20 protein-coding genes and 1 tRNA gene are annotated in these 20,213 nt (G+C 48.5%); 1 reads left to right on the plus strand and 20 read right to left on the minus strand.

All coding sequences use genetic code 11. The features are described from left to right. Nucleotides 1–492: 492 nt before the first annotated feature. On the plus strand, nucleotides 493–2,121 hold the full coding sequence (locus KDM89_RS04590; protein ID WP_212686900.1) for an electron transfer flavoprotein-ubiquinone oxidoreductase: 1,629 nt from the start codon (nucleotides 493–495) through the stop codon (nucleotides 2,119–2,121). Nucleotides 2,122–2,217: 96 nt separating this feature from the next. On the opposite strand, the gene KDM89_RS04595 is transcribed toward KDM89_RS04590, so the two are convergent. From KDM89_RS04595 to KDM89_RS04690, 20 genes are all read right to left on the minus strand, one after another. Next, a complete protein-coding gene (locus tag KDM89_RS04595) occupies nucleotides 2,218–2,790 on the minus strand; it encodes an NUDIX domain-containing protein (protein WP_212686768.1) in 573 nt (190 codons plus the stop codon). Continuing rightward, the gene (locus KDM89_RS04600; RefSeq protein ID WP_212686769.1) at nucleotides 2,771–3,088 is read right to left on the minus strand and encodes a DUF2818 family protein; all 318 of its coding nucleotides are present in this window, start codon (nucleotides 3,086–3,088) and stop codon (nucleotides 2,771–2,773) included. Before KDM89_RS04600 ends, KDM89_RS04595 begins: the two co-directional genes overlap by 20 nt. Nucleotides 3,089–3,097: 9 nt before the next feature. Next, on the minus strand, nucleotides 3,098–4,573 hold the full coding sequence (nuoN, locus tag KDM89_RS04605; RefSeq protein WP_212686770.1) for an NADH-quinone oxidoreductase subunit NuoN: 1,476 nt from the start codon (nucleotides 4,571–4,573) through the stop codon (nucleotides 3,098–3,100). A 66-nt stretch (nucleotides 4,574–4,639) separates the two neighbouring features. Next, on the minus strand, nucleotides 4,640–6,133 hold the full coding sequence (locus KDM89_RS04610) for an NADH-quinone oxidoreductase subunit M (protein WP_212686771.1): 1,494 nt from the start codon (nucleotides 6,131–6,133) through the stop codon (nucleotides 4,640–4,642). 25 nt (nucleotides 6,134–6,158) lie between these two features. Next, nucleotides 6,159–8,201 carry an NADH-quinone oxidoreductase subunit L gene (nuoL, locus tag KDM89_RS04615; RefSeq protein WP_212686772.1) on the minus strand — a complete coding sequence of 681 codons (2,043 nt, stop codon included), beginning with the start codon at nucleotides 8,199–8,201 and terminating at the stop codon, nucleotides 6,159–6,161. 79 nt (nucleotides 8,202–8,280) lie between these two features. Continuing rightward, nucleotides 8,281–8,589, minus strand: coding sequence for an NADH-quinone oxidoreductase subunit NuoK (gene nuoK, locus KDM89_RS04620; RefSeq protein WP_189355593.1), 309 nt, complete (start codon nucleotides 8,587–8,589; stop codon nucleotides 8,281–8,283). A 1-nt stretch (nucleotide 8,590) separates the two neighbouring features. Then, a complete protein-coding gene (locus KDM89_RS04625; protein WP_212686773.1) occupies nucleotides 8,591–9,214 on the minus strand; it encodes an NADH-quinone oxidoreductase subunit J in 624 nt (207 codons plus the stop codon). A 14-nt stretch (nucleotides 9,215–9,228) separates the two neighbouring features. Continuing rightward, complete coding sequence (nuoI, locus tag KDM89_RS04630; protein WP_189355595.1) at nucleotides 9,229–9,717, minus strand: NADH-quinone oxidoreductase subunit NuoI; 489 nt, start codon at nucleotides 9,715–9,717, stop codon at nucleotides 9,229–9,231. 13 nt (nucleotides 9,718–9,730) lie between these two features. After that, nucleotides 9,731–10,795, minus strand: coding sequence for an NADH-quinone oxidoreductase subunit NuoH (nuoH, locus tag KDM89_RS04635; RefSeq protein WP_212686774.1), 1,065 nt, complete (start codon nucleotides 10,793–10,795; stop codon nucleotides 9,731–9,733). Then, on the minus strand, nucleotides 10,795–13,101 hold the full coding sequence (gene nuoG / locus KDM89_RS04640) for an NADH-quinone oxidoreductase subunit NuoG (RefSeq protein WP_212686775.1): 2,307 nt from the start codon (nucleotides 13,099–13,101) through the stop codon (nucleotides 10,795–10,797). The genes nuoH and nuoG overlap by 1 nt, the downstream gene beginning before the upstream one ends. Before the next feature lie 32 nt (nucleotides 13,102–13,133). Then, the gene (nuoF, locus tag KDM89_RS04645) at nucleotides 13,134–14,429 is read right to left on the minus strand and encodes an NADH-quinone oxidoreductase subunit NuoF (RefSeq protein WP_212686776.1); all 1,296 of its coding nucleotides are present in this window, start codon (nucleotides 14,427–14,429) and stop codon (nucleotides 13,134–13,136) included. Next, entirely contained in the window at nucleotides 14,429–14,917 is a 489-nt protein-coding gene (nuoE, locus tag KDM89_RS04650; RefSeq protein WP_212686777.1) for an NADH-quinone oxidoreductase subunit NuoE, read from the minus strand. Before nuoE ends, nuoF begins: the two co-directional genes overlap by 1 nt. 34 nt (nucleotides 14,918–14,951) lie before the next feature. Next, a complete protein-coding gene (locus KDM89_RS04655) occupies nucleotides 14,952–16,205 on the minus strand; it encodes an NADH-quinone oxidoreductase subunit D (RefSeq protein WP_212686778.1) in 1,254 nt (417 codons plus the stop codon). Beyond that, on the minus strand, nucleotides 16,205–16,801 hold the full coding sequence (locus KDM89_RS04660) for an NADH-quinone oxidoreductase subunit C (protein WP_212686779.1): 597 nt from the start codon (nucleotides 16,799–16,801) through the stop codon (nucleotides 16,205–16,207). Before KDM89_RS04660 ends, KDM89_RS04655 begins: the two co-directional genes overlap by 1 nt. Nucleotides 16,802–16,829: 28 nt before the next feature. After that, on the minus strand, nucleotides 16,830–17,306 hold the full coding sequence (locus tag KDM89_RS04665; RefSeq protein ID WP_189355602.1) for a NuoB/complex I 20 kDa subunit family protein: 477 nt from the start codon (nucleotides 17,304–17,306) through the stop codon (nucleotides 16,830–16,832). A 6-nt stretch (nucleotides 17,307–17,312) separates the two neighbouring features. Next, nucleotides 17,313–17,672, minus strand: a complete 360-nt coding sequence (locus KDM89_RS04670; protein WP_212686780.1) for an NADH-quinone oxidoreductase subunit A — start codon at nucleotides 17,670–17,672, stop codon at nucleotides 17,313–17,315. 97 nt (nucleotides 17,673–17,769) lie between these two features. Continuing rightward, nucleotides 17,770–17,854, minus strand: a tRNA-Leu gene (locus KDM89_RS04675). Between the two features lie 90 nt (nucleotides 17,855–17,944). Then, nucleotides 17,945–18,298 (minus strand): preprotein translocase subunit SecG, encoded by a 354-nt coding sequence (secG, locus tag KDM89_RS04680; protein WP_212686781.1) that lies wholly within the window; start codon nucleotides 18,296–18,298, stop codon nucleotides 17,945–17,947. Nucleotides 18,299–18,331: 33 nt separating this feature from the next. Continuing rightward, nucleotides 18,332–19,081 carry a triose-phosphate isomerase gene (gene tpiA / locus KDM89_RS04685; RefSeq protein ID WP_212686782.1) on the minus strand — a complete coding sequence of 250 codons (750 nt, stop codon included), beginning with the start codon at nucleotides 19,079–19,081 and terminating at the stop codon, nucleotides 18,332–18,334. Between the two features lie 70 nt (nucleotides 19,082–19,151). Then, nucleotides 19,152–20,132 carry an NAD(P)H-quinone oxidoreductase gene (locus KDM89_RS04690; protein WP_212686783.1) on the minus strand — a complete coding sequence of 327 codons (981 nt, stop codon included), beginning with the start codon at nucleotides 20,130–20,132 and terminating at the stop codon, nucleotides 19,152–19,154. Nucleotides 20,133–20,213 lie beyond the last annotated feature (81 nt).

Consider the following 20,213-nt stretch of genomic DNA (forward strand, 5'->3'; position numbering starts at 1 on the left):
ATGGATCCCGCGCTGAAAAGCGCAGGCATGTATCCGCATAATCATGACACAACGCTAAATCAAAATGTTGTAAGTCGCCGAAAATATAGCGCTGGATCAGATGAAAACCGGGAAATTCACATCGCATCTGATGCACTGAAACAGTGAAGCTGCGATAATCTCGGCACAACAAATGCCTGTATTGTCGCGCCGTGCATCGGAGATGCTGCCGGAACCGCGGCCGGCCTCCGTACAAGGGCGCACAGACACAAATGGAGACATCCTTCCACAGCAGCATGTACCTCTGTCTTTTGGTCAGCCGGCTTACGCTGCGACAGTACCGGCAGCACCTGCGCTTTTCTAGGCGACGGTTTCTAATCCCGTACTTGCAGATTGGTAAACCAGCAGATACCATGCTGAGAACAATTTAGCACGTTCGTTCGAAAAAATTTTCAGAAAGCGAAAACAGTCATGACACAAAATCTTGTCGAACAGTTCGGCCCTCGCGATGCGATGGAATACGACGTCGTCATCGTAGGCGGAGGCCCTGCTGGCCTGTCTGCCGCGATTCGTTTAAAACAAATGGCAGCAGAGCAAGGTAAAGAAGTTTCTGTTTGTCTGCTGGAAAAAGGCGGTGAACTTGGCGCCCATATTCTGTCGGGCGCGGTGATGGATCCAAAAGCACTGACTGAACTGATTCCTGACTGGAAAGAACGTGGTGCTCCGCTGAATACAGAAGTCACGGAAGACCGCTTCCTGTTTCTATCCGAAACAAAAGCCTATAAAACACCAAACTGGTTATTACCGAAGTGCTTCCAGAATCATGGCAATTACGTCATCTCTCTGGCGAATGTCGTTCGCTGGCTGGGTCAACAGGCAGAAGCACTGGGTGTTGAAATTTTCCCGGGATTTACTGCTGCAGAAGTGTTGTACAACGATGATGGCTCAGTAAAAGGTGTCGCTACCGGCAATATGGGTGTGACGCGCGAAGGTGAAGCTGGCCCGAACTTCCAACTCGGGATGGAACTGCACGCAAAATATACCTTGTTTGCTGAAGGCGCACGCGGCCATCTCGGTAAACAACTGATGACCAAATTCGATCTGAACAAAGGTAAAGATCCGCAAACCTATGGCATCGGCATTAAAGAGTTATGGGAAATTGATCCCGCCAAACATCAGCCTGGCCTCGTCATTCATACTGCCGGCTGGCCGCTGGATAACGATACCTACGGTGGTTCTTTCCTCTACCATCTGGAAAATAATCAGGTAGCAGTTGGTTATGTGGTTGGTCTTGGCTACGAGAATCCTTACCTGTCACCTTATGAGGAATTCCAGCGTTACAAAACGCATCCGGAAATTCGTCAGTTCTTTGAAGGTGGCAAACGTATCTCTTATGGTGCACGTGCTATTGCAGCGGGTGGCTTGCAATCTCTGCCGAAACTCACATTCCCGGGTGGCGCATTGATTGGCTGTGATGCCGGCTTCCTGAATGCCAGCCGTATCAAAGGCAGTCATGCTGCAATCAAAAGCGGCATGATGGCAGCAGATGCTGTGTTCAACGCACTGGGACAAGATCGGGCATACGACGAAGTGACCGATTACAGCAAAGCATTCGAAGCATCATGGTTGCATGAAGAGCTGCATGTTGCGCGTAACTTCAAGCCATCTATGAGCAAAGGTCTGGTAGTTGGTACCTTGCTGGTGGGCATTGATCAGGTTCTGTTTGGTGGTAAAGCACCGTGGACTTTCCGCCATTCGAAAGCAGATCATGAATATTTGCGTCCGGCATCTGACTTTGCGCCGATTCCGTATCCGAAACCAGATGGCAAACTGACATTTGACCGCCTGTCTTCCGTATTCATTTCGAATACCAATCATGAAGAAGACCAGCCTTTCCATCTGACGCTGCGTAATGCTGACGTACCGGTCAACGTTAACCTCGCTAAATTTGCTGGCCCGGAAACACGCTATTGTCCGGCCGGGGTATACGAATTTACGAAAACAGATGATGGTCAGGACAAACTGCAGATCAACGCTCAAAACTGCGTGCACTGTAAGACCTGCGACATCAAAGATCCGACGCAAAATATCGTTTGGATCACACCGGAAGGCGGCGGCGGACCAAACTATCCGAATATGTAAGAATTAATAAAAAATAAAAAAGCAGGCATTCAGCCTGCTTTTTTATTTTCGAAAAAATTTACGATCAACTCTTTAAACACTGAACTCGAAACCCAGTCAGGTCGACCACTCACCTCTCAGTATTTTTTCCAGCCAGAAGATACCGATAATCGTTTTCACATCGGTAATCTTCCCCTCCCTGACCCACTGTGACAATTCATCCGGTGTCGCGTAGAAAGTTTCGAGAAATTCACCGTCATCCAGATGACGTTCGCCTTCAGTAATATCGCGCGCAAGGAAAATTTCAATACGTTCATTCGCGTAAGCAATCGCGTTATGAATAGTAGTCAGATGCACCCAGTTCTGAGCGGCACAACCGGTTTCCTCTTCCAGTTCCCGCTTTGCACATGTCAGCAAGTCTTCGCCATACTCAAGCTTACCTGCAGGAAACTCAATGAATACACGGTCCAAGGGGTATCTGAACTGACGCTCCACCAACACACGACCATCATTCATTAAAGGAATGATGACGACAGCACCGGGATGTAATATGTATTCACGGGTTGTCTGTTTCCCATCCGGCAAAATGACTGTATCGCGCTTCACCTTGAGGAAATGTCCATCCAAAACCAGCGTACTGTCTTTGGTCAGCTCACGCAGATGCATATCTTCATTTTGATTCTGCTGCATGATGCCCCATCAGATATCGGTAAACAAAGCCCGGGAAAGCCAGCACCACAAACAGGCAAAGCGTTACGACAAAAAATTGCCATTCCTGCGGAAAACGATTCCCTCTTGCGATCTCAAACTGCATTCCTGCAAACAACACAAACCCGTAAAACAAAATCAGTTCAATCAAACGCAGCCAGAATGGTTTAAAAGAAAAACGCTGTATCGCGACAATCGCGAAACAGCGCTCACTGATAAAAGGCAGGTTAGCCAGTACTACTGCTAACCCACCAAGAATCCACACACTAATGCTATTCAAAGATTAACCTCATGAAGCCAGTGTTTTGACAATCGCATTCAGACATACGTTCATCAAGCCGCTAGGCAAAATACCCAAAACCAACACAGCCAGACCATTCAAACTCAGAACGATACGCATGTCTGCTGTTGTCTGAATTTCTGATGTGTCTACCGCTTCATCGAAATACATCACTTTCACTACGCGCAGGTAATAGAAAGTACCGATGAGAGAGAACAACACTGCAACGAGAGCCAGCCACAATTGACCTGTCGAAATGACCGCTTGCAATACCGATAATTTCGCATAGAAACCAACCATTGGTGGAATACCCGCCAGAGAGAACATCAGCAACAGCATGACGAATGCGAACCAAGGAGAACGTTTATTCAGACCTTTAAAGTCTTCCAGTGTATCTGCCTCAAATCCGGCGCGGGACAACAACATGATGACGCCGAAGGTACCTAACGTAGTCAGAACATAGGTAATGCTGTAAAACATCGACGCACTGTACGCGTCTGCAGCATTACCCGCGCTACCATTCGCAACACCCGACAGCAAGCCCAACAGCATGAAACCCATCTGCGAAATAGTTGAGTAAGCCAGCATACGCTTAATGTTCGTCTGGGCAATCGCCGTAATGTTACCGACGGCCATCGACAATACTGCCAGCACGACCAGCATTTGTTGCCAGTCAACAGCTTGAGCAAACAGGCCTTCCACCAACAGACGGAAAGTGATCGCAAACGCTGCCAGCTTAGGTGCGCCACCCAGTAACAATGTTACCGCTGTCGGTGCTCCGTGATAAACGTCAGGAACCCACATGTGGAACGGAACTACGCCCAGTTTAAATGCCAGACCAGCTACCAGAAAAACGATACCGAAAACCAGGATAGTTTTGTTTGCTGTTGCAGATGCAGATGCTTTCGCAACTTCAGTCAGATCGAGTGTGCCAGTTGCACCGTACAACATCGAAATACCGTACAGCATAAAACCAGAAGCCAGCGCGCCAAGGACAAAGTACTTCATCGATGCCTCGGTCGAAATCGTGTGATCACGACGCAAAGCTACCAAAGCATATAAAGCCAGTGACATCAATTCCAGACCAAGGTAAATGATCAGAAAATTATTACCTGAAATCATCACCATCTGGCCAAGCAGTGCGAACAGAGCCAGAACATAAAACTCGCCGCCCAAGCTACCATTTGACATTCCACGAGCGGTTGCATAAGTCCGGGAATAAATCAAAGTCATACCAACGGCCGCATAAGACGCGAGTTTCAGAACCATAGACAATGGATCAGAAACAAACATGTTGCTGCTGGTATATTCTGAGCCGCCACTATTTCCGGTCGACAAGGTCAGTGCAGCGGTAACTCCCAGGGCAACCAGACTTAAGACATAAGTCAGATAACGCTTACTGTCTGATAAAAACATATCTGTCAGCAAGATGGCGCAGATTGCCACCAGCAGAAAGATTTCAGGATAAAGTGGAATGAAGTTCATTTTATTTTCTACTTGCTTAGATATGTTGCCGGGCATGCCCGGCAACTATAGTAACCACGCCCTTATTTACGGCACCAGCTTTGATACCGCTACATGTTTCAGAAGATCGGTGACCGAAACTTGCATCGAATCGGTGAATACACCAGGGTACAAGCCCATCACCAACACGCAAATAGCCAGTGTGCCCAACATAAAGAATTCACGTCCGTTCAAATCAGTGAGTTCAGCAACATGCTTGTGCTTGATATTGCCAAAAATAACGCGTTTCACCATCCATAACGAATATGCAGCACCGAAGATCAGCGCAGTTGCAGTCAGCAAGCCAATCCAGAAATTAAACTTCACTGCCCCCAGAATTACCATGAACTCGCCGACGAAACCTGAAGTAGCAGGTAATCCGCAGTTCGCCATGGAGAACAATACGAAAAACGCTGCAAAACGCGGCATGGTATTAACAACGCCACCGTAATCGGCGATTTCACGGCTGTGTACTCGGTCATACAAAACGCCGATACACAAGAACATTGCACCCGAAACGAAGCCATGGGAGATCATCTGAACAATAGCGCCCTGCGCAGCCATATCATTGAACACGAAGAAACCCAAAGTCACAAAACCCATGTGAGCGATCGACGAATACGCGACCAGCTTCTTCATGTCTGCCTGAACCAGTGCAACCAAACCAATATAAATCACCGCGATCAGCGACAAGGTAATAACAAATCCAGACAAATAGTGGCTTGCGTCCGGCGCAATCGGCATCGAGAAACGCAGGAAACCATAAGCTCCAAGCTTCAACATGATTGCCGCCAGAACCACAGAACCACCGGTAGGTGCCTCAACGTGAGCATCCGGCAACCATGTATGGACAGGCCACATAGGTACTTTGACTGCAAATGCCATAAAGAACGCAAAGAAAATCAGAATCTGCACGTCCATTGGCAATGGCAACTGATGCCAGACCTGGATTTCAAACGAATGACCGGCTTTGATATACAAATAAATAATTGCAACAAGCGTCAGAAGTGAGCCGAGCAACGTGTAAAGAAAAAACTTAAACGCTGCATACACACGATTCGGACCACCCCAGACACCCACGATGATATACATCGGGATCAGGGTTGCTTCGAAGAAAATGTAAAACAGCATGCCGTCAGTTGCACTGAAGACGCCAACCATCAGCCCTGACAAAATCAGGAATGCTCCCATGTACTGTGCGACCTGCTTTTCGATAACTTCCCACGCCGCAATCACCACGATAATCGTGATAAATGCCGTCAATGGTACGAACCAAAGCGAGATCCCATCAATACCAAGCGCGTAAAAAACATTGAATTTTTCAATCCAGGTGTATTTTTCGACAAATTGCAAACCATGGGCAGCGTTGTCGAAATTTTTTATTAAAGGCAGCGTTACAAGAAAACTTGCCAATGCGCCGATTAAAGAAACTCCCCGCACCAAACCACGATTAGAATCGCGGCCGAATGCAAGAATAAAGAAGCCGAATGCGATCGGGCACCAAATCGCCAGGCTGAGTAATGAAGAAGTAGACTGCATCATAGTTCTGATTATTTAGCCAGGTGAATTATTTGCCGAACGGTGTAGGCATAAAGTAAAACAGGAACAGAATTACGCCGAGAATCATGACAAATGCGTAGTGGTAGATATAACCACTTTGGAAATGACGAACCAGCTTCGCGATCCAACCAACCAGTTTGGCACTTCCGTTTACAACCAAACCGTCGATGATTCGTTTGTCACCGATATTCCACAGACCATTACCGAGTACGCGAGCGCCACCGGCGAACACTACTTCGTTGAATTTGTCCATGTAATATTTATTATCAAGCAAAGTATAAATTGCAGAGGCGCGTTCTTTGATTCCAGCTGGGATCGATGGCTTCACCATGTAGAAGAAATATGACGTAGCAACACCAGCAAGAGCCAGCCAGAATGGCAATGTTGTCAGCGCATGAATCGCCATGCCAACCGCACCGTGGAACTCCTCGTGCAGCTCGTGCATCGCAGGATGAGTCTCTGAAACAAAGATAACGCCCTTGAAGAACTCGCCAAACAACATTGGCTCGATTGCGATAAAGCCAACTAAAACTGATGGAATCGCCAGCATTACAAGCGGGAACCAGACAACGAATGGCGACTCGTGAGGTTTTTGTCCAGGTGCCAGACCATGGTGATGGTCATCATGTGCATCGTGATCATCATGCCCATGATGGTCATGAGCTTTACCAAACCGTTCTTCTCCGTGGAACACCAGGAAATACATACGGAAAGAATAGAACGCAGTAACAAAAACACCTGCTAACACAGCAAATTTAGCGAAACCTGCACCTGCGATATGAGTCGCGGCAACAGCTTCGATAATGCTGTCTTTTGAGTAAAAACCTGAAAAGAATGGCGTACCAATCAGTGCAAGAGAACCGAGCAGAGAGGTTATCCAAGTGATCGGCATGTACTTGCGCAAGCCACCCATGTTACGAATATCCTGGTCATGGTGCATACCGATGATCACAGAACCTGCGGCAAGGAATAACAGAGCTTTGAAAAATGCATGAGTCATCAGATGGAAAACCGCTACAGAGTAGGCGGATGCACCTAACGCGACAGTCATGTAACCCAGCTGAGACAATGTCGAATACGCGACAACACGCTTAATATCGTTCTGGATAATTCCAAGAAAGCCCATGAACAACGCGGTAATCGAGCCTATAACGATGATAAATGACAAAGCAGTGTCAGACAGCTCAAACAACGGTGACATGCGAGACACCATGAAAATACCGGCCGTTACCATTGTCGCAGCGTGAATCAGTGCGGAAATAGGTGTAGGGCCTTCCATGGAGTCAGGCAACCAGACGTGCAGCGGGAATTGCGCAGACTTACCCATCGCGCCGATAAAAAGACAGATACAGGCAACAGTAATCAGCATCCAGTCTGTTCCGGGGAGCATCAGTTTAGCCAGCTCATCTTTTTTCGCAAAAACTTCCGCATAGTTCATGGAACCGGCATATGCCAACAGCAAGCCAATACCCAGAATGAAGCCAAAGTCACCAACACGGTTGACTAAGAAAGCCTTCATGTTGGCGTACACGGCCGTGTCTTTGGTGTACCAAAAACCGATCAACAGGTACGAAACAAGGCCAACTGCCTCCCATCCGAAAAACAGCTGGAGGAAATTGTTGCTCATTACAAGCATCAGCATCGAAAATGTGAACAAGGAAATATACGAAAAGAAACGGTTGTAACCTTCGTCTTCTTCCATGTAACCGATCGTGTAGATGTGAACCATCAAAGACACAAAAGTCACAACACACATCATCATTGCGGTCAGATTATCGACGAGAAAACCTACCTCAAGCTTCAGGCCAGCGACTGTCATCCATTCGTATACCGTCGCATTGTAAACAGCAGCACCATCAAGCAGTTGCTTGAAAGTCATTGCTGAAATAATAAATGCGATCAGTACACCCAAAATTGTCGCTGAATGAGAAACCTTGCGGCCTACAACATTCCCGAAAAATTTGGTGCCTAATAAGCCCGCAATCGCCGACCCAGCCAATGGCGCAAGTGGCACGGCTAAAAGTAGTTGTGGGTTAAGTTGCCCCGTCATAATGACCCTTTTTGCTTAATACTTATTTTAAATCCGCAACAGTTCATGCCAGCTTTAAATAAAAGCTGGCATATTTCCATTAACCTTTAAGAGCGTCCAGATCTTCGACGTTGATTGTGTCCAGATTACGGAACAAAACGACAAGAATAGCAAGACCAATCGCAGATTCAGCAGCGGCGACTGTTAGAATAAAGAACACGAAAATCTGCCCTGCAGCATCCCCGAGATAATGGGAAAAAGCGATGAAGTTAATATTAACTGCCAACAACATCAGTTCGATCGCCATGAGTAAAACGATCACATTTTTGCGATTCAGAAAAATACCAACGATCGAGATCGCAAACAAAATCGCGCCAAGCACCAAATAATGCGTTAAACCCAAAGTCATCTTATTCCCCTTGATGCGCTGTTTGTCGCGCTTCGGTATCTGCCTTCATGCTGATAATACGAACACGATCCGAACGTTTTACTTTCACAGCATCTGCAGGATCTACGAAACGAACATCTTTACGACGACGCAACGTCAACGCAACAGCAGCAACAATCGCCAACAAGAGAATTGCAGCAGCAACTTCAAACGCGTAAGTATATTGAGTAAAAATTGCGTTGCCGAGGTACTTTGTATTTCCGATCTGATCAGCTGCAGCTGGGACATGGCTGTCAGGTCGTAAAAAACCTTTCCACAAGACCGCAGACATTTCAAGCACAACGACAACACCAACAAGCGCAGCAACCGGGAAGTGACTCCAGAAACCTGCTCGCAATTTATCAAGATTGATGTCAAGCATCATAACTACGAACAGGAACAGTACCATCACCGCACCAACGTAGACGAGTACCAAGACGATAGATAAGAATTCAGCCTTCAGCAACATCCAGATTCCGGCCGCATTAAAGAATGCAAGAACCAGAAACAATGCAGCGTGAACAGGGTTTTTCGTTGTGATTACCTGCAGTGATGCGAGCACCAAAACCGCAGAAAATACGTAGAACAAAATACTAGTAAATTCCATAAATGCTCCGCACCTTATCTGTAAGCCGCATCCGCAGCTCGCGCCGCAGCAATCTGATTTTCATAGCGATCGCCCACTGCAAGCAGCATTTCTTTAGTGAAGTAAAGATCACCACGCTTTTCACCGTGATACTCGAGGACGTGCGTTTCAACAATAGAGTCAACCGGACAGGATTCCTCGCAGAATCCGCAAAAAATACATTTAGTTAAATCAATGTCATAACGAGTTGTACGGCGACTTCCGTCGGCGCGCTGTTCGGATTCGATTGTAATCGCCATCGCAGGACAAACAGCTTCGCATAATTTACAAGCGATACAACGCTCTTCACCATTCGGATATCGGCGCAAAGCATGCAAACCACGAAAACGCGGAGACTGAGGAGTTTTTTCTTCGGGAAACTCGACTGTGATCTTACGGGCAAACATATAGCGCCCGGTCAGTGCAAGCCCTTTAATTAACTCCCGCAGCATCAGGCTGCCAAAAAAATCTTTAATTGCTTCCATTTTCAGCCTTTAATTACTTCCAGATATTCCAGGATGTCTGCATCCAGGCAGCGACGATAACCAGATACACCAAAGTCAGCGGAATGAACACCTTCCAGCCAAGACGCATAATCTGATCGTAGCGATAGCGAGGGAACGATGCACGTGCCCAGATAAACAGGGAGACCACGACAAACGTTTTCATACCAAGCCAAATCCAGCCCGGAACGAAACTCAGGAAAGCAAACGGCGCGCTCCAGCCCCCCAGGAACATCAACGATGCGATTGCAGAAATCAGAATCATATTTGCGTATTCTGCGAGGAAGAACATCGCAAATGACATACCCGAATACTCAACCATATGACCAGCCACGATTTCGGACTCACCCTCAACCACGTCGAAAGGATGGCGATTTGTTTCAGCGATGCCGGAAATTACGTAGACAACAAACATTGGCAACAAAGGCAACCAGTTCCAGGACAGGAAAGTAATTCCCATGTCAGCAAATCGGCCCTTCATCTGACCGTTTACGATGTCAGTCAGGTTAAGACTGCCGGAAACCATCAGTACGATCACCAATACGAAACCCATTGCGATTTCGTAAGAGACCATCTGTGCTGACGCACGCATAGCACCAAGGAACGCGTATTTCGAATTAGACGCCCAGCCGGCGATGATAATTCCGTACACCTCCATAGAGGTAATTGCCATCAACAGCAGTAAGCCCGCATTGACATTCGCAAGTACGGTTTCAGGCCCGAAAGGAATAACAGACCACGCTGCCAATGCAGGCATGATTGTCATGATCGGTGCCAGAACAAACAAGACTTTGTTTGCCTTGGCTGGGATAACGATCTCTTTCAACAACAATTTCAGACCATCTGCAATCGGTTGCAGCAATCCGGCAGGGCCTACACGATTTGGGCCGAGACGAATATGCATCCAGCCGATCATTTTGCGCTCCCATAAAGTGAGGTATGCAACGCACCCCAACAGTGGCAAAACGATACAAACGATCTTCAGTAAATTCCAGACCAGCGGCCACAACGCACCTAACTGCGCCTGCCCGACAGACTGGATAGTAGCCAACAAATCCATTATGCGCGCTCCAACGAAACCTGACCGAAATAACCATTCAGATCAGTAGTTGATGATGTACCAGCCATCACACGAACAACCCCGGCTGCAAGCGCCGAATCCACTTTTGCCGTAGCCAAAACAGTTGAACTTCCCTGCGACATCTTGACTTTATCCCCGTCAGAAATACCCGCAGAAGCAGCGACCTCAACACTGACACGCAACAACGGTGCTTTTGCATCCGCTGTAAGTTGCAAGGATTCAGCTCTGCGAACAATCGCGTCACAGCTATAAATACCTGGCTCCGCCACTAACGTGGCTAAACCCGAAACTTGTACTTGCTCAACAACAAAATGATCTGTCTTATTGGACAACTTCGACTTCCAACCATCGTTTAACACCGAATCACGAACAGCTTCAGATGTCTCAAAGTCGAAACCTGAAAGTCCGAGCAGATTACCAAGCACACGTAACACTTTCCATGCAGGACGTGTTTCTGCCAGCGGTTTAACCACAGCGTGGAAGCTTTGCGCACGCCCTTCTGCATTAACAAAAGTGCCAGAAGTTTCGCTGAACGGAGAAACCGGGAGTAACACGTCTGCATATTCCAAGCCATGCTTAAACGGCGTCATCACAACTACCATGTCGGCTGTGGCAAGCGCTTGCTTTGCCTTACCTGCCAATGCAGCATCCGCTTCGGGTTCTGCGTGGAGTACGATGTACGCTTTCTTCGCTTCTGAAAATACTGCCGTAGCAGTTTTCTGCGGATAGGCACCGGCGACGTAACCGCCGACAGTGTTAGCAGCTTCGGTCAGATATCCGAATTTGGAATCTGTCTGCTCAGCGATCCATGAGCACACGGAGTGCAAAACAGATGCGTCAGGATAGTTTGCTGCTGCATTCCCCAGCAAAATACCACTGTTACCAGCGAGAATTGATGCAGCCAATTTCGCAGCCGCTTCAGAAGCAACGACTTCTTTAGCAAAAGCAGGCACTGCCAGTTCTTTTTGTTTTGCAACGGAAACAGCAACCTGAATTGCAAAAGCAACCCACTCGGAAGGTGCCAAAGCTTCCTGTACGTACACAGGCATCAGCAAATCGTCTTTAACCGCGTGAACGACGCTCACACGGGATCCTGTTTTTGCTGCCTGACGGAATTTCGCTGCCATCAGCGGGTGATCTTTTCGCAGGGAAGAACCGAAAATCAGAACATTTTTCAAGTGCGTGATTTCCTGCACGGTTCCGCCAAGCCACGGAGTGATTTTTCCATTCAGACGGAAATCAGACTGACGGAGACGGAAGTCAATCGCATCCGAGCCAATACCTTTAATCACTTTGTTTAACAGTGACAATTCTTCCAGCGTGGAATGCGGGGCCGCAACCGCTGCAACAGAATCTGCACCGTGTTCATGACGAATATTACGAATCCCATGGGCAACATATTCGATCGCTGTCTGCCAGTCAGTTTCCTGCCATTGACCGCCTTGCTTAATCATTGGCTTAGTCAAACGGTCAGAACCATTCAAGGCTTCATACGAGAAACGGTCACGATCAGAAATCCAGCACTCATTGACCTCTTCATTTTCAAGAGGCACTACCCGCATCACTTTATGGTTTTTCACCTGAACAATCAGGTTAGAGCCAAGAGAATCGTGAGGAGAAACAGATTTACGACGAGACAGTTCCCACGTACGAGCCGAATAACGGAAAGGCTTTGAAGTCAGTGCACCAACCGGGCACAGATCAATCATGTTGCCAGACAGCTCAGAATCAACAGTTTTACCGACAAAAGACGTAATTTCGGAATGCTCACCACGATTCAGCATACCAAGTTCCATTACGCCAGCGATTTCTTGACCGAAGCGAACACAGCGAGTGCAGTGAATGCAGCGACTCATTTCCTCCATCGAAACCAGTGGTCCGACGTCTTTATGGAACACCACACGCTTCTCTTCCTGATATCGGGAACTAGTGCCACCATATCCGACAGCCAGATCCTGCAACTGACACTCGCCACCCTGATCACAAACCGGGCAATCCAGCGGATGGTTAATCAGAAGGAATTCCATGACAGCTTGCTGCGCTTTCACCGCTTTATCGCTGTGAGAACGCACGATCATGCCAGGTGTGACAGGCGTTGCACATGCCGGCAAAGGCTTAGGTGCTTTCTCAACCTCAACCAGACACATACGGCAGTTAGCCGCGATTGATAATTTTTTGTGGTAGCAAAAGTGAGGGATATAGGTGCCAAGTTTATTGGCAGCATCCATCACCATACTGCCTTCCTGCACTTCGACTTTTTTGCCGTCTATTTCGATTTCGACCATGGTTTACTCTAATTGTGCTAACCGAAGCCGGCTTACAGATATGCCGGAACCAAGCAATGCTTGTGCTCGATATGATATTCAAATTCTTCGCGGAAATTCTTAACAAAACCTCTTACGGGCATCGCGGCAGCGTCACCGAGCGCACAAATGGTTTTACCCTGAATATTATCCGCAATAGAATTCAGCATATCGAGATCTTCAGGGCGTCCTTTGCCATTCTCGATACGATCCACGATACGGTACAGCCAACCCGTGCCTTCACGGCAAGGAGTACACTGACCGCAAGATTCTTCGTAATAAAAATATGACAGACGTTGTAGCGACTTCACCATACAGCGAGTTTCATCCATCACGATTACAGCGCCGGAACCAAGCATAGAGCCGGCTTTGGCAATGGAATCGTAATCGAGATCTGTTTCCATCATCACATCACCGCGAATGACCGGCGCAGAAGAACCACCCGGAATCACCGCTTTGATTTTCTTACCACCACGCATGCCGCCCGCCAGTTCCATCAGCTTTGCAAATGGAGTACCGAGCGGAACTTCATAATTACCCGGGCGTTCAACGTCGCCTGAAATTGAGAATATCTTGGTGCCGCCGTTGTTCGGTTTACCGAGCGCGGCGTAGTTTTCACCGCCGATCGCCAGAATAAACGGCACGGCAGCAAATGTTTCTGTGTTGTTAATGGTTGTCGGTTTACCGTACAGACCAAAACTTGCCGGAAACGGCGGCTTGAAGCGTGGCTGACCTTTTTTACCCTCAAGGGATTCCAACAGTGCAGTTTCTTCGCCGCAGATATATGCGCCATAGCCGTGCGAAGCGTGCAGCTGAAACGAAAATTCAGAACCGAGAATATTGTTACCGAGGAAACCGGCTGCGCGCGCTTCTTCCAGCGCGTCTTCAAAACGCAGATAATCCGCGAAAATTTCGCCGTGGATGTAGTTATAGCCAACGGTAATGCCCATAGCATACGCACCGATCGCCATGCCTTCGATCAAAGCATGCGGGTTGTAGCGAATAATATCGCGGTCTTTAAATGTACCAGGCTCGCCTTCGTCAGTGTTACAAACCAGGTATTTTTGTCCCGGATACTGACGTGGCATGAAGCTCCATTTCAACCCTGTCGGAAAACCTGCCCCGCCACGCCCGCGCAAAGAGGATGCCTTCAATTCTGCGATGATTTGTTCAGGAGGTATATTTTCAGTAAGGATGCGCTTCAGAGATTCATAACCACCACGGGCCACGTAATCCTTCAGATGCCAGTTGTCGCCGTTCAGTCCGGCGAGAATCAATGGCTTAATATGACGATCATGCAGGCATGTCATTATTTACTCGCCTCTTTCAATTCATTGACCAACTGATCAATTTTTTCATTCGACATAAAGCTGCACATACGTGCATTATTGACCAGCAACACCGGAGCATCACCGCAAGCGCCCATACACTCGCCCTCTACCAGAGTAAAGTTGCCGTCAGCAGTCGTCTCTCTGTAGTCAATACCCAGTTTTTGCTTCAAATGATGCGCAGCACGCTCACCGCCAGACAATACGCATGGCAGATTGGTGCAAACGGTGATCTTATGCTTACCAACCGGCTTGGTATTGAACATATTGTAGAAAGTTGCCACTTCCTGCACTGCCACCGCTGGCATGCCGATGTAGTCTGCGAGAGTCTGCATAACCTCAGGAGAAATCCAGCCGGTTTCTTCCTGCGCAATCGCAAGTGATGCGATTACCGCAGACTGACGCTGATCTGCCGGAAACTTGGCCAGCTCCCGGTCGATACGTTTAAATGCTTGCTCTGATAAAACCATAGCTAATGCCTCAAATTTACGCTGATCGCGTCTCTTATCTGTCAATTTCACCGAAAACGATATCCTGAGTGCCGATAATCGTTACAGCATCAGCAATCATGTGACCTTTAGCCATCATATCCAGACCTTGCAAATGAGCAAAACCAGGAGCACGGATCTTCAGACGATAAGGTTTGTTGGCGCCGTCAGATACCAGATAAATACCGAATTCACCTTTTGGATGCTCAACTGCAGCGTAAGCTTCGCCCTCAGGAACATGGAAACCTTCAGTAAATAACTTAAAGTGGTGAATCAGATCTTCCATGTTGGACTTCATATCCACACGCTTCGGAGGAGCCACTTTGAGATTGTCGGTAATGACAGGACCCGGATTTTTACGCAGCCAGTCGATACACTGCTTGATAATACGGTTCGACTGACGCATTTCCTCGATACGCACCAGATAGCGATCATAACTATCGCCATTCACGCCAACAGGGATATCGAAATCCAGACGATCATAAACTTCGTATGGCTGCTTCTTACGGACATCCCATGCAATACCAGAACCGCGCAACATTGCACCAGTAAAGCCCATTGCAAGCGCTTGCTCAGGTGAAACCACACCAACACCGACAAGACGCTGTTTCCAGATTCGGTTATCTGTCAGCAGTGTCTCGTATTCATCTACGTATTTCGGAAAACGTTTTGTGAAATCGTCGAGGAAGTCAAGCAAAGAACCCTGGCGAGTTTCATTCAGCTCGCGAATCGCTTTCTCATTACGGATTTTAGATGCTGCATACTGCGGCATTTTTTCCGGCAGATCGCGGTAAACGCCGCCCGGGCGGTAGTAAGCGGCATGCATACGCGCACCGGAGACCGCCTCATAGCAGTCCATCAGATCTTCACGCTCACGGAATGCATACAACATCACTGCCATCGCACCAACGTCGAGCGCATGACAACCAACCCACAGCAAATGGTTCAGCAAACGTGTTACTTCATCAAACATGACGCGAATGTACTGAGCGCGCAAAGGCACTTCGATACCCAGCAGCTTCTCAATAGACATCACATACGCGTGCTCATTCATCATCATCGACACATAGTCGAGACGATCCATGTAAGGCACGGATTGCAGGAAAGTTTTTTGTTCAGCCAACTTTTCGGTTGCACGATGCAACAAACCGATATGCGGATCGGCACGCTGAATCACCTCACCATCGAGCTCAAGCACGAGACGCAACACACCGTGCGCAGCAGGATGCTGAGGACCAAAGTTCAAGGTATAGTTTTTAATTTCAGCCATTATTTCACCCCGTAGTTCTCTTCACGGATCACACGCGGCGTATTTTCGCGCGGCTCAATCGTGACAGGCTGATACACAACGCGTTTCTGCACGTCATCGTATTTCATCTCAACATAACCTGAAACCGGGAAGTCTTTACGGAACGGGTGACCGATGAAGCCGTAATCTGTCAGGATACGGCGCAAGTCGTTGTGACCATCAAACAGAATACCGTAAAGATCAAATGCTTCGCGCTCATACCAGTTTGCAGCAGGCCATACATCCACCAGGGATGCAACAACCGGCATATCATCATCGGCGGCAAAAACACGAACGCGCAAACGCCAGTTATTTTTTACAGACAACAAATGAGAGACAACAGCAAAACGCTGCCCCTCCCAAACATCATCACCATAGGATGAGTAATCCATACCGCACAAATCAATCAGCTGCTCAAATGCAGTTTCGGTACGATCGCGCAAATCGCGCATCACACCCAGATATTCGGCAGGTGACACAACAATTGTCAGCTCACCAAGTGCATTTTTCAAACTGACGATACGTTCACCGACAACGGCATTTACCGCCGCTTCAAGTTGCTCGAGTTTGCTTGTCATAATCAGAGACTACCCTCAACAACAATGCTCAACGAGCGATTGTATTGGTACGTTTAATTTTATTTTGCAGCTGAATGATGCCGTATAACAAAGCTTCAGCTGTCGGAGGACATCCCGGCACATAAATATCAACCGGAACAATACGGTCGCATCCACGTACAACAGAATACGAATAGTGATAGTAACCACCACCATTCGCACACGAACCCATGGAAATAACCCAGCGTGGCTCAGCCATCTGGTCATAAACTTTGCGAAGCGCAGGAGCCATTTTATTGCAGAGCGTACCCGCAACAATCATCACGTCAGACTGACGCGGAGATGGACGGAACACCACACCGAAACGATCAAGATCGTAACGCGAGCAACCCGCGTGAATCATCTCAACCGCACAGCATGCGAGACCAAAAGTCATTGGCCACATGGACCCTGTACGGGTCCAGTTAATCAGCTTATCGGCCGTCGTCGTGACAAAGCCTTCACTCAAAACACCATCAATTGCCATATCGCATCACTCCCAATCCAGAGCGCCTTTTTTCCAGATGTACCAGAAACCCACAGCAAACTCCAACACAAAGCCGAGCATAATCAGGAAACCCGACCAGCCCAGATCACGCATTGCAACACCCCATGGGAAGAAAAATGCTGTTTCGAGATCAAACAGAATAAACAGAATCGCAATGAGGTAGTAACGCACGTCAAATTTCATGCGCGCATCCTCAAAGGCTTCAAAGCCACATTCGTAAGGAGATGTTTTTTGCGAATCAGGTCTGTGCGGAGCAACTAAGCGCCCCAGAATTTGCGGAACGACACCAACGCCGATACCAACAAGAAGAAACAAGAGAACGGGGAAATAATTTTCGAGGTTCACGTTAGGCTACCTGTAATTGAACGCCATATTTGAAGAAAACTGCACTTTACACACTATGCAGCCCCTCCTCGAGACAGCCAGAAGATCTGACTTTATTTGGTGCCGACGACGAGACTCGAACTCGTACAGCTTGCGCCACTACCCCCTCAAGATAGCGTGTCTACCAATTTCACCACGTCGGCTGGAGCCCAGCATTGTACTACGTCTAACAATCTAATTCAATGCAGGCCACAAATAATTTGCTTCGATCAACTGTCTGCTGCAACACTTATTTATTTAGGGATTTGTGTACCCTGAGACTCTGCAGGCGCCGATGCAGGAGCCGCCGGTGCAGCTGGCTGCGTCGCCGCAGGCAGGGAATCCAGAACAGTACCGCCACTTGCTTTTTTACCGGACGCCACAATACTCAGACCCAGAGTCGCGACAAAAAACACTACTGCACATACCGCAGTAGCGCGGGAGAAAAAGCTTGCTGAACCGCTGGCACCAAACAGACTGCCGGATGCGCCTGAGCCAAACGATGCACCCATATCAGCACCCTTGCCATGCTGGATCAGAACCAGCCCGATAATCGCGATCGCAGAAACGACCTGCAACACGATCAGTAAGGTATAAAACGCTTGCATTAACTTACCCTAGAAGACAAAAAAAAGACTTTATCAGACAGCAGCAATAATTGCGAGGAAATCATTCGCCTTGAGCGCTGCGCCACCAATCAAACCACCATCAATGTCTGTCTGACGCAATAACTCAGCAGCATTGTCTGGTTTCATACTGCCGCCGTACAGAATTTTGACGGTTGCCGCGGCTTCAGCACTGAACGATGCAATTGCCTGACGTAAAAATGCATGCACTTCCTGCGCCATTTCCGGTGTAGCAGTTTTACCCGTACCAATCGCCCACACAGGCTCATACGCAACAACTATTTTTGCGATGTCCGCAGACTCCAGTTTTTCCAGTACTGCTTTGAGTTGCGCACCAACCACTGCATCAGTTGCACCGGACTCACGCTGCTCCAGTGTTTCGCCAACACAAACGATCGGAGTCAGGCCTGCGCGCAGTGCCTGCAGGGTTTTCGCTGCAACAATCTGATCGCTCTCAGCATGATAAGAACGACGCTCAGAGTGACCCAGAATCACATAAGTGCAACCAACATCACGCAACATACCGGCAGAAACTTCTGAAGTGTATGCACCGGCATCATGTACGGAACAATCCTGTGCACCGACCGCAACAGATGTACCCTGTACTTTTTCCAGCGCCTGCGTCAGGTATGGATATGGCGGGCAAACCAGAACATCTGCCTTTGCAGCATCAAAGCCCGCAGCCGAAATTTCTGCCAGCAGCGTTGCATTTGCCGAGACAGAGCCATTCATTTTCCAGTTACCTGCAATAAGTTTACGTCGCATAGCGCTCTCAGATTAGTAGTCAAATAACCCGCGATTGTATCCTGCGTTCAATTTGAAGGTCAAACTGGTATCAGTTGAGCTTCAGCATAATTTTGCCAATATGCTGCGAGCTTTCCATCAAACGATGCGCTTCAGCCACCTCATCCAGACCGAATACGCTGTGAATGACAGGTCTGACCTTCCCCTGCTCCAGCAATGGCCAGACATACTCTCTGACTGAGTTCGCCAGCGCAGCCTTAAAGTCATGCGGACGGGCGCGTAGTGTCGAGCCTGTAATTGTCAGCCGGCGACGCAGAATCTGCGCCATATCCACTTCTGCCTTCACGCCGCCCATGACCGCAATAATCACCAGCCGTCCGTCATCTGCGAGCAAACTCACTTCTTTCGGCACATAACTACCTGCCACCATATCCAGAATCACATCCATGCCGCGGCCATCATTGGCAGCGCGTAATTGCTCAAAACAATCTTCTTCACGATAGTTGATACACGCCACTGCACCGAGCTCCTGGGCAAACCGGCACTTATCCGCACTGCCCGCCGTGGCAAACACTTTGACGCCCATCGCAGTTGCGATCTGAATAGCTGTGACGCCGATACCGGATGTGCCACCCTGAACCAGCAGACTCTCGCCTGCTTTCAGACGTGCGCGGTCAAACAGATTACTCCAGACAGTAAAGCAGGTTTCCGGCAAAGAAGCCGCCTGGATCATATCCAGCCCTTGTGGAACGGGAAGACAATGTGCGACCGGCGCAACGCAATACTCCGCATATGCGCCGCCTGCCAGCAATGCGCATACCTGATCGCCGATCTGATAGCCAGATCCCGCGAGATCTCCGCCAGCGATTTCCCCCGCCACTTCCAGCCCCGGAATCAGGGTAACGCCAGGCGGCGGCGCATAATGACCCTTGCGCTGCAACACATCCGGCCGGTTTACACCGGCTGCATGCACTTTGATCAGCACTTCCGCTTTGCCCGGCACTGGTACAGGCATCTCAGCGACCTGCAAGACTTCCGGCCCGCCGAATGCAGTTATTTCTATCGCACGCATCATCATTCCTTCTGATTAAGTTTCCGTTCGCAACGGAATATTACCCCATCCAGCAAGCTCGGTAGGCGACTCGCCAGTACA

The sequence above is a fragment of the Cognatundibacterium luofuense genome (assembly GCF_018139685.1).
GTDB classification, from domain to species: domain Bacteria; phylum Pseudomonadota; class Gammaproteobacteria; order Burkholderiales; family Burkholderiaceae_D; genus Undibacterium; species Undibacterium luofuense.

Excerpts from the sequence above, each read along its gene's own strand:
- nuoI (WP_189355595.1), bottom strand. The coding sequence starts at position 9,717 with ATGGAAGCAATTAAAGATTTTTTTGGCAGCCTGATGCTGCGGGAGTTA.
- tpiA (WP_212686782.1), bottom strand. The coding sequence starts at position 19,081 with ATGCGACGTAAACTTATTGCAGGTAACTGGAAAATGAATGGCTCTGTC.
- nuoN (WP_212686770.1), bottom strand. The coding sequence starts at position 4,573 with ATGAACTTCATTCCACTTTATCCTGAAATCTTTCTGCTGGTGGCAATC.
- nuoE (WP_212686777.1), bottom strand. The coding sequence starts at position 14,917 with ATGGTTTTATCAGAGCAAGCATTTAAACGTATCGACCGGGAGCTGGCC.
- KDM89_RS04595 (WP_212686768.1), bottom strand. The coding sequence starts at position 2,790 with ATGCAGCAGAATCAAAATGAAGATATGCATCTGCGTGAGCTGACCAAA.
- KDM89_RS04655 (WP_212686778.1), bottom strand. The coding sequence starts at position 16,205 with ATGGCTGAAATTAAAAACTATACCTTGAACTTTGGTCCTCAGCATCCT.
- KDM89_RS04665 (WP_189355602.1), bottom strand. The coding sequence starts at position 17,306 with ATGGCAATTGATGGTGTTTTGAGTGAAGGCTTTGTCACGACGACGGCC.
- KDM89_RS04610 (WP_212686771.1), bottom strand. The coding sequence starts at position 6,133 with ATGATGCAGTCTACTTCTTCATTACTCAGCCTGGCGATTTGGTGCCCG.
- nuoK (WP_189355593.1), bottom strand. The coding sequence starts at position 8,589 with ATGACTTTGGGTTTAACGCATTATTTGGTGCTTGGCGCGATTTTGTTT.
- KDM89_RS04690 (WP_212686783.1), bottom strand. The coding sequence starts at position 20,132 with ATGCGTGCGATAGAAATAACTGCATTCGGCGGGCCGGAAGTCTTGCAG.
- secG (WP_212686781.1), bottom strand. The coding sequence starts at position 18,298 with ATGCAAGCGTTTTATACCTTACTGATCGTGTTGCAGGTCGTTTCTGCG.
- KDM89_RS04660 (WP_212686779.1), bottom strand. The coding sequence starts at position 16,801 with ATGACAAGCAAACTCGAGCAACTTGAAGCGGCGGTAAATGCCGTTGTC.
- nuoH (WP_212686774.1), bottom strand. The coding sequence starts at position 10,795 with ATGGATTTGTTGGCTACTATCCAGTCTGTCGGGCAGGCGCAGTTAGGT.
- KDM89_RS04625 (WP_212686773.1), bottom strand. The coding sequence starts at position 9,214 with ATGGAATTTACTAGTATTTTGTTCTACGTATTTTCTGCGGTTTTGGTG.
- nuoG (WP_212686775.1), bottom strand. The coding sequence starts at position 13,101 with ATGGTCGAAATCGAAATAGACGGCAAAAAAGTCGAAGTGCAGGAAGGC.
- nuoF (WP_212686776.1), bottom strand. The coding sequence starts at position 14,429 with ATGACATGCCTGCATGATCGTCATATTAAGCCATTGATTCTCGCCGGA.
- KDM89_RS04590 (WP_212686900.1), top strand. The coding sequence starts at position 493 with ATGGAATACGACGTCGTCATCGTAGGCGGAGGCCCTGCTGGCCTGTCT.
- nuoL (WP_212686772.1), bottom strand. The coding sequence starts at position 8,201 with ATGACGGGGCAACTTAACCCACAACTACTTTTAGCCGTGCCACTTGCG.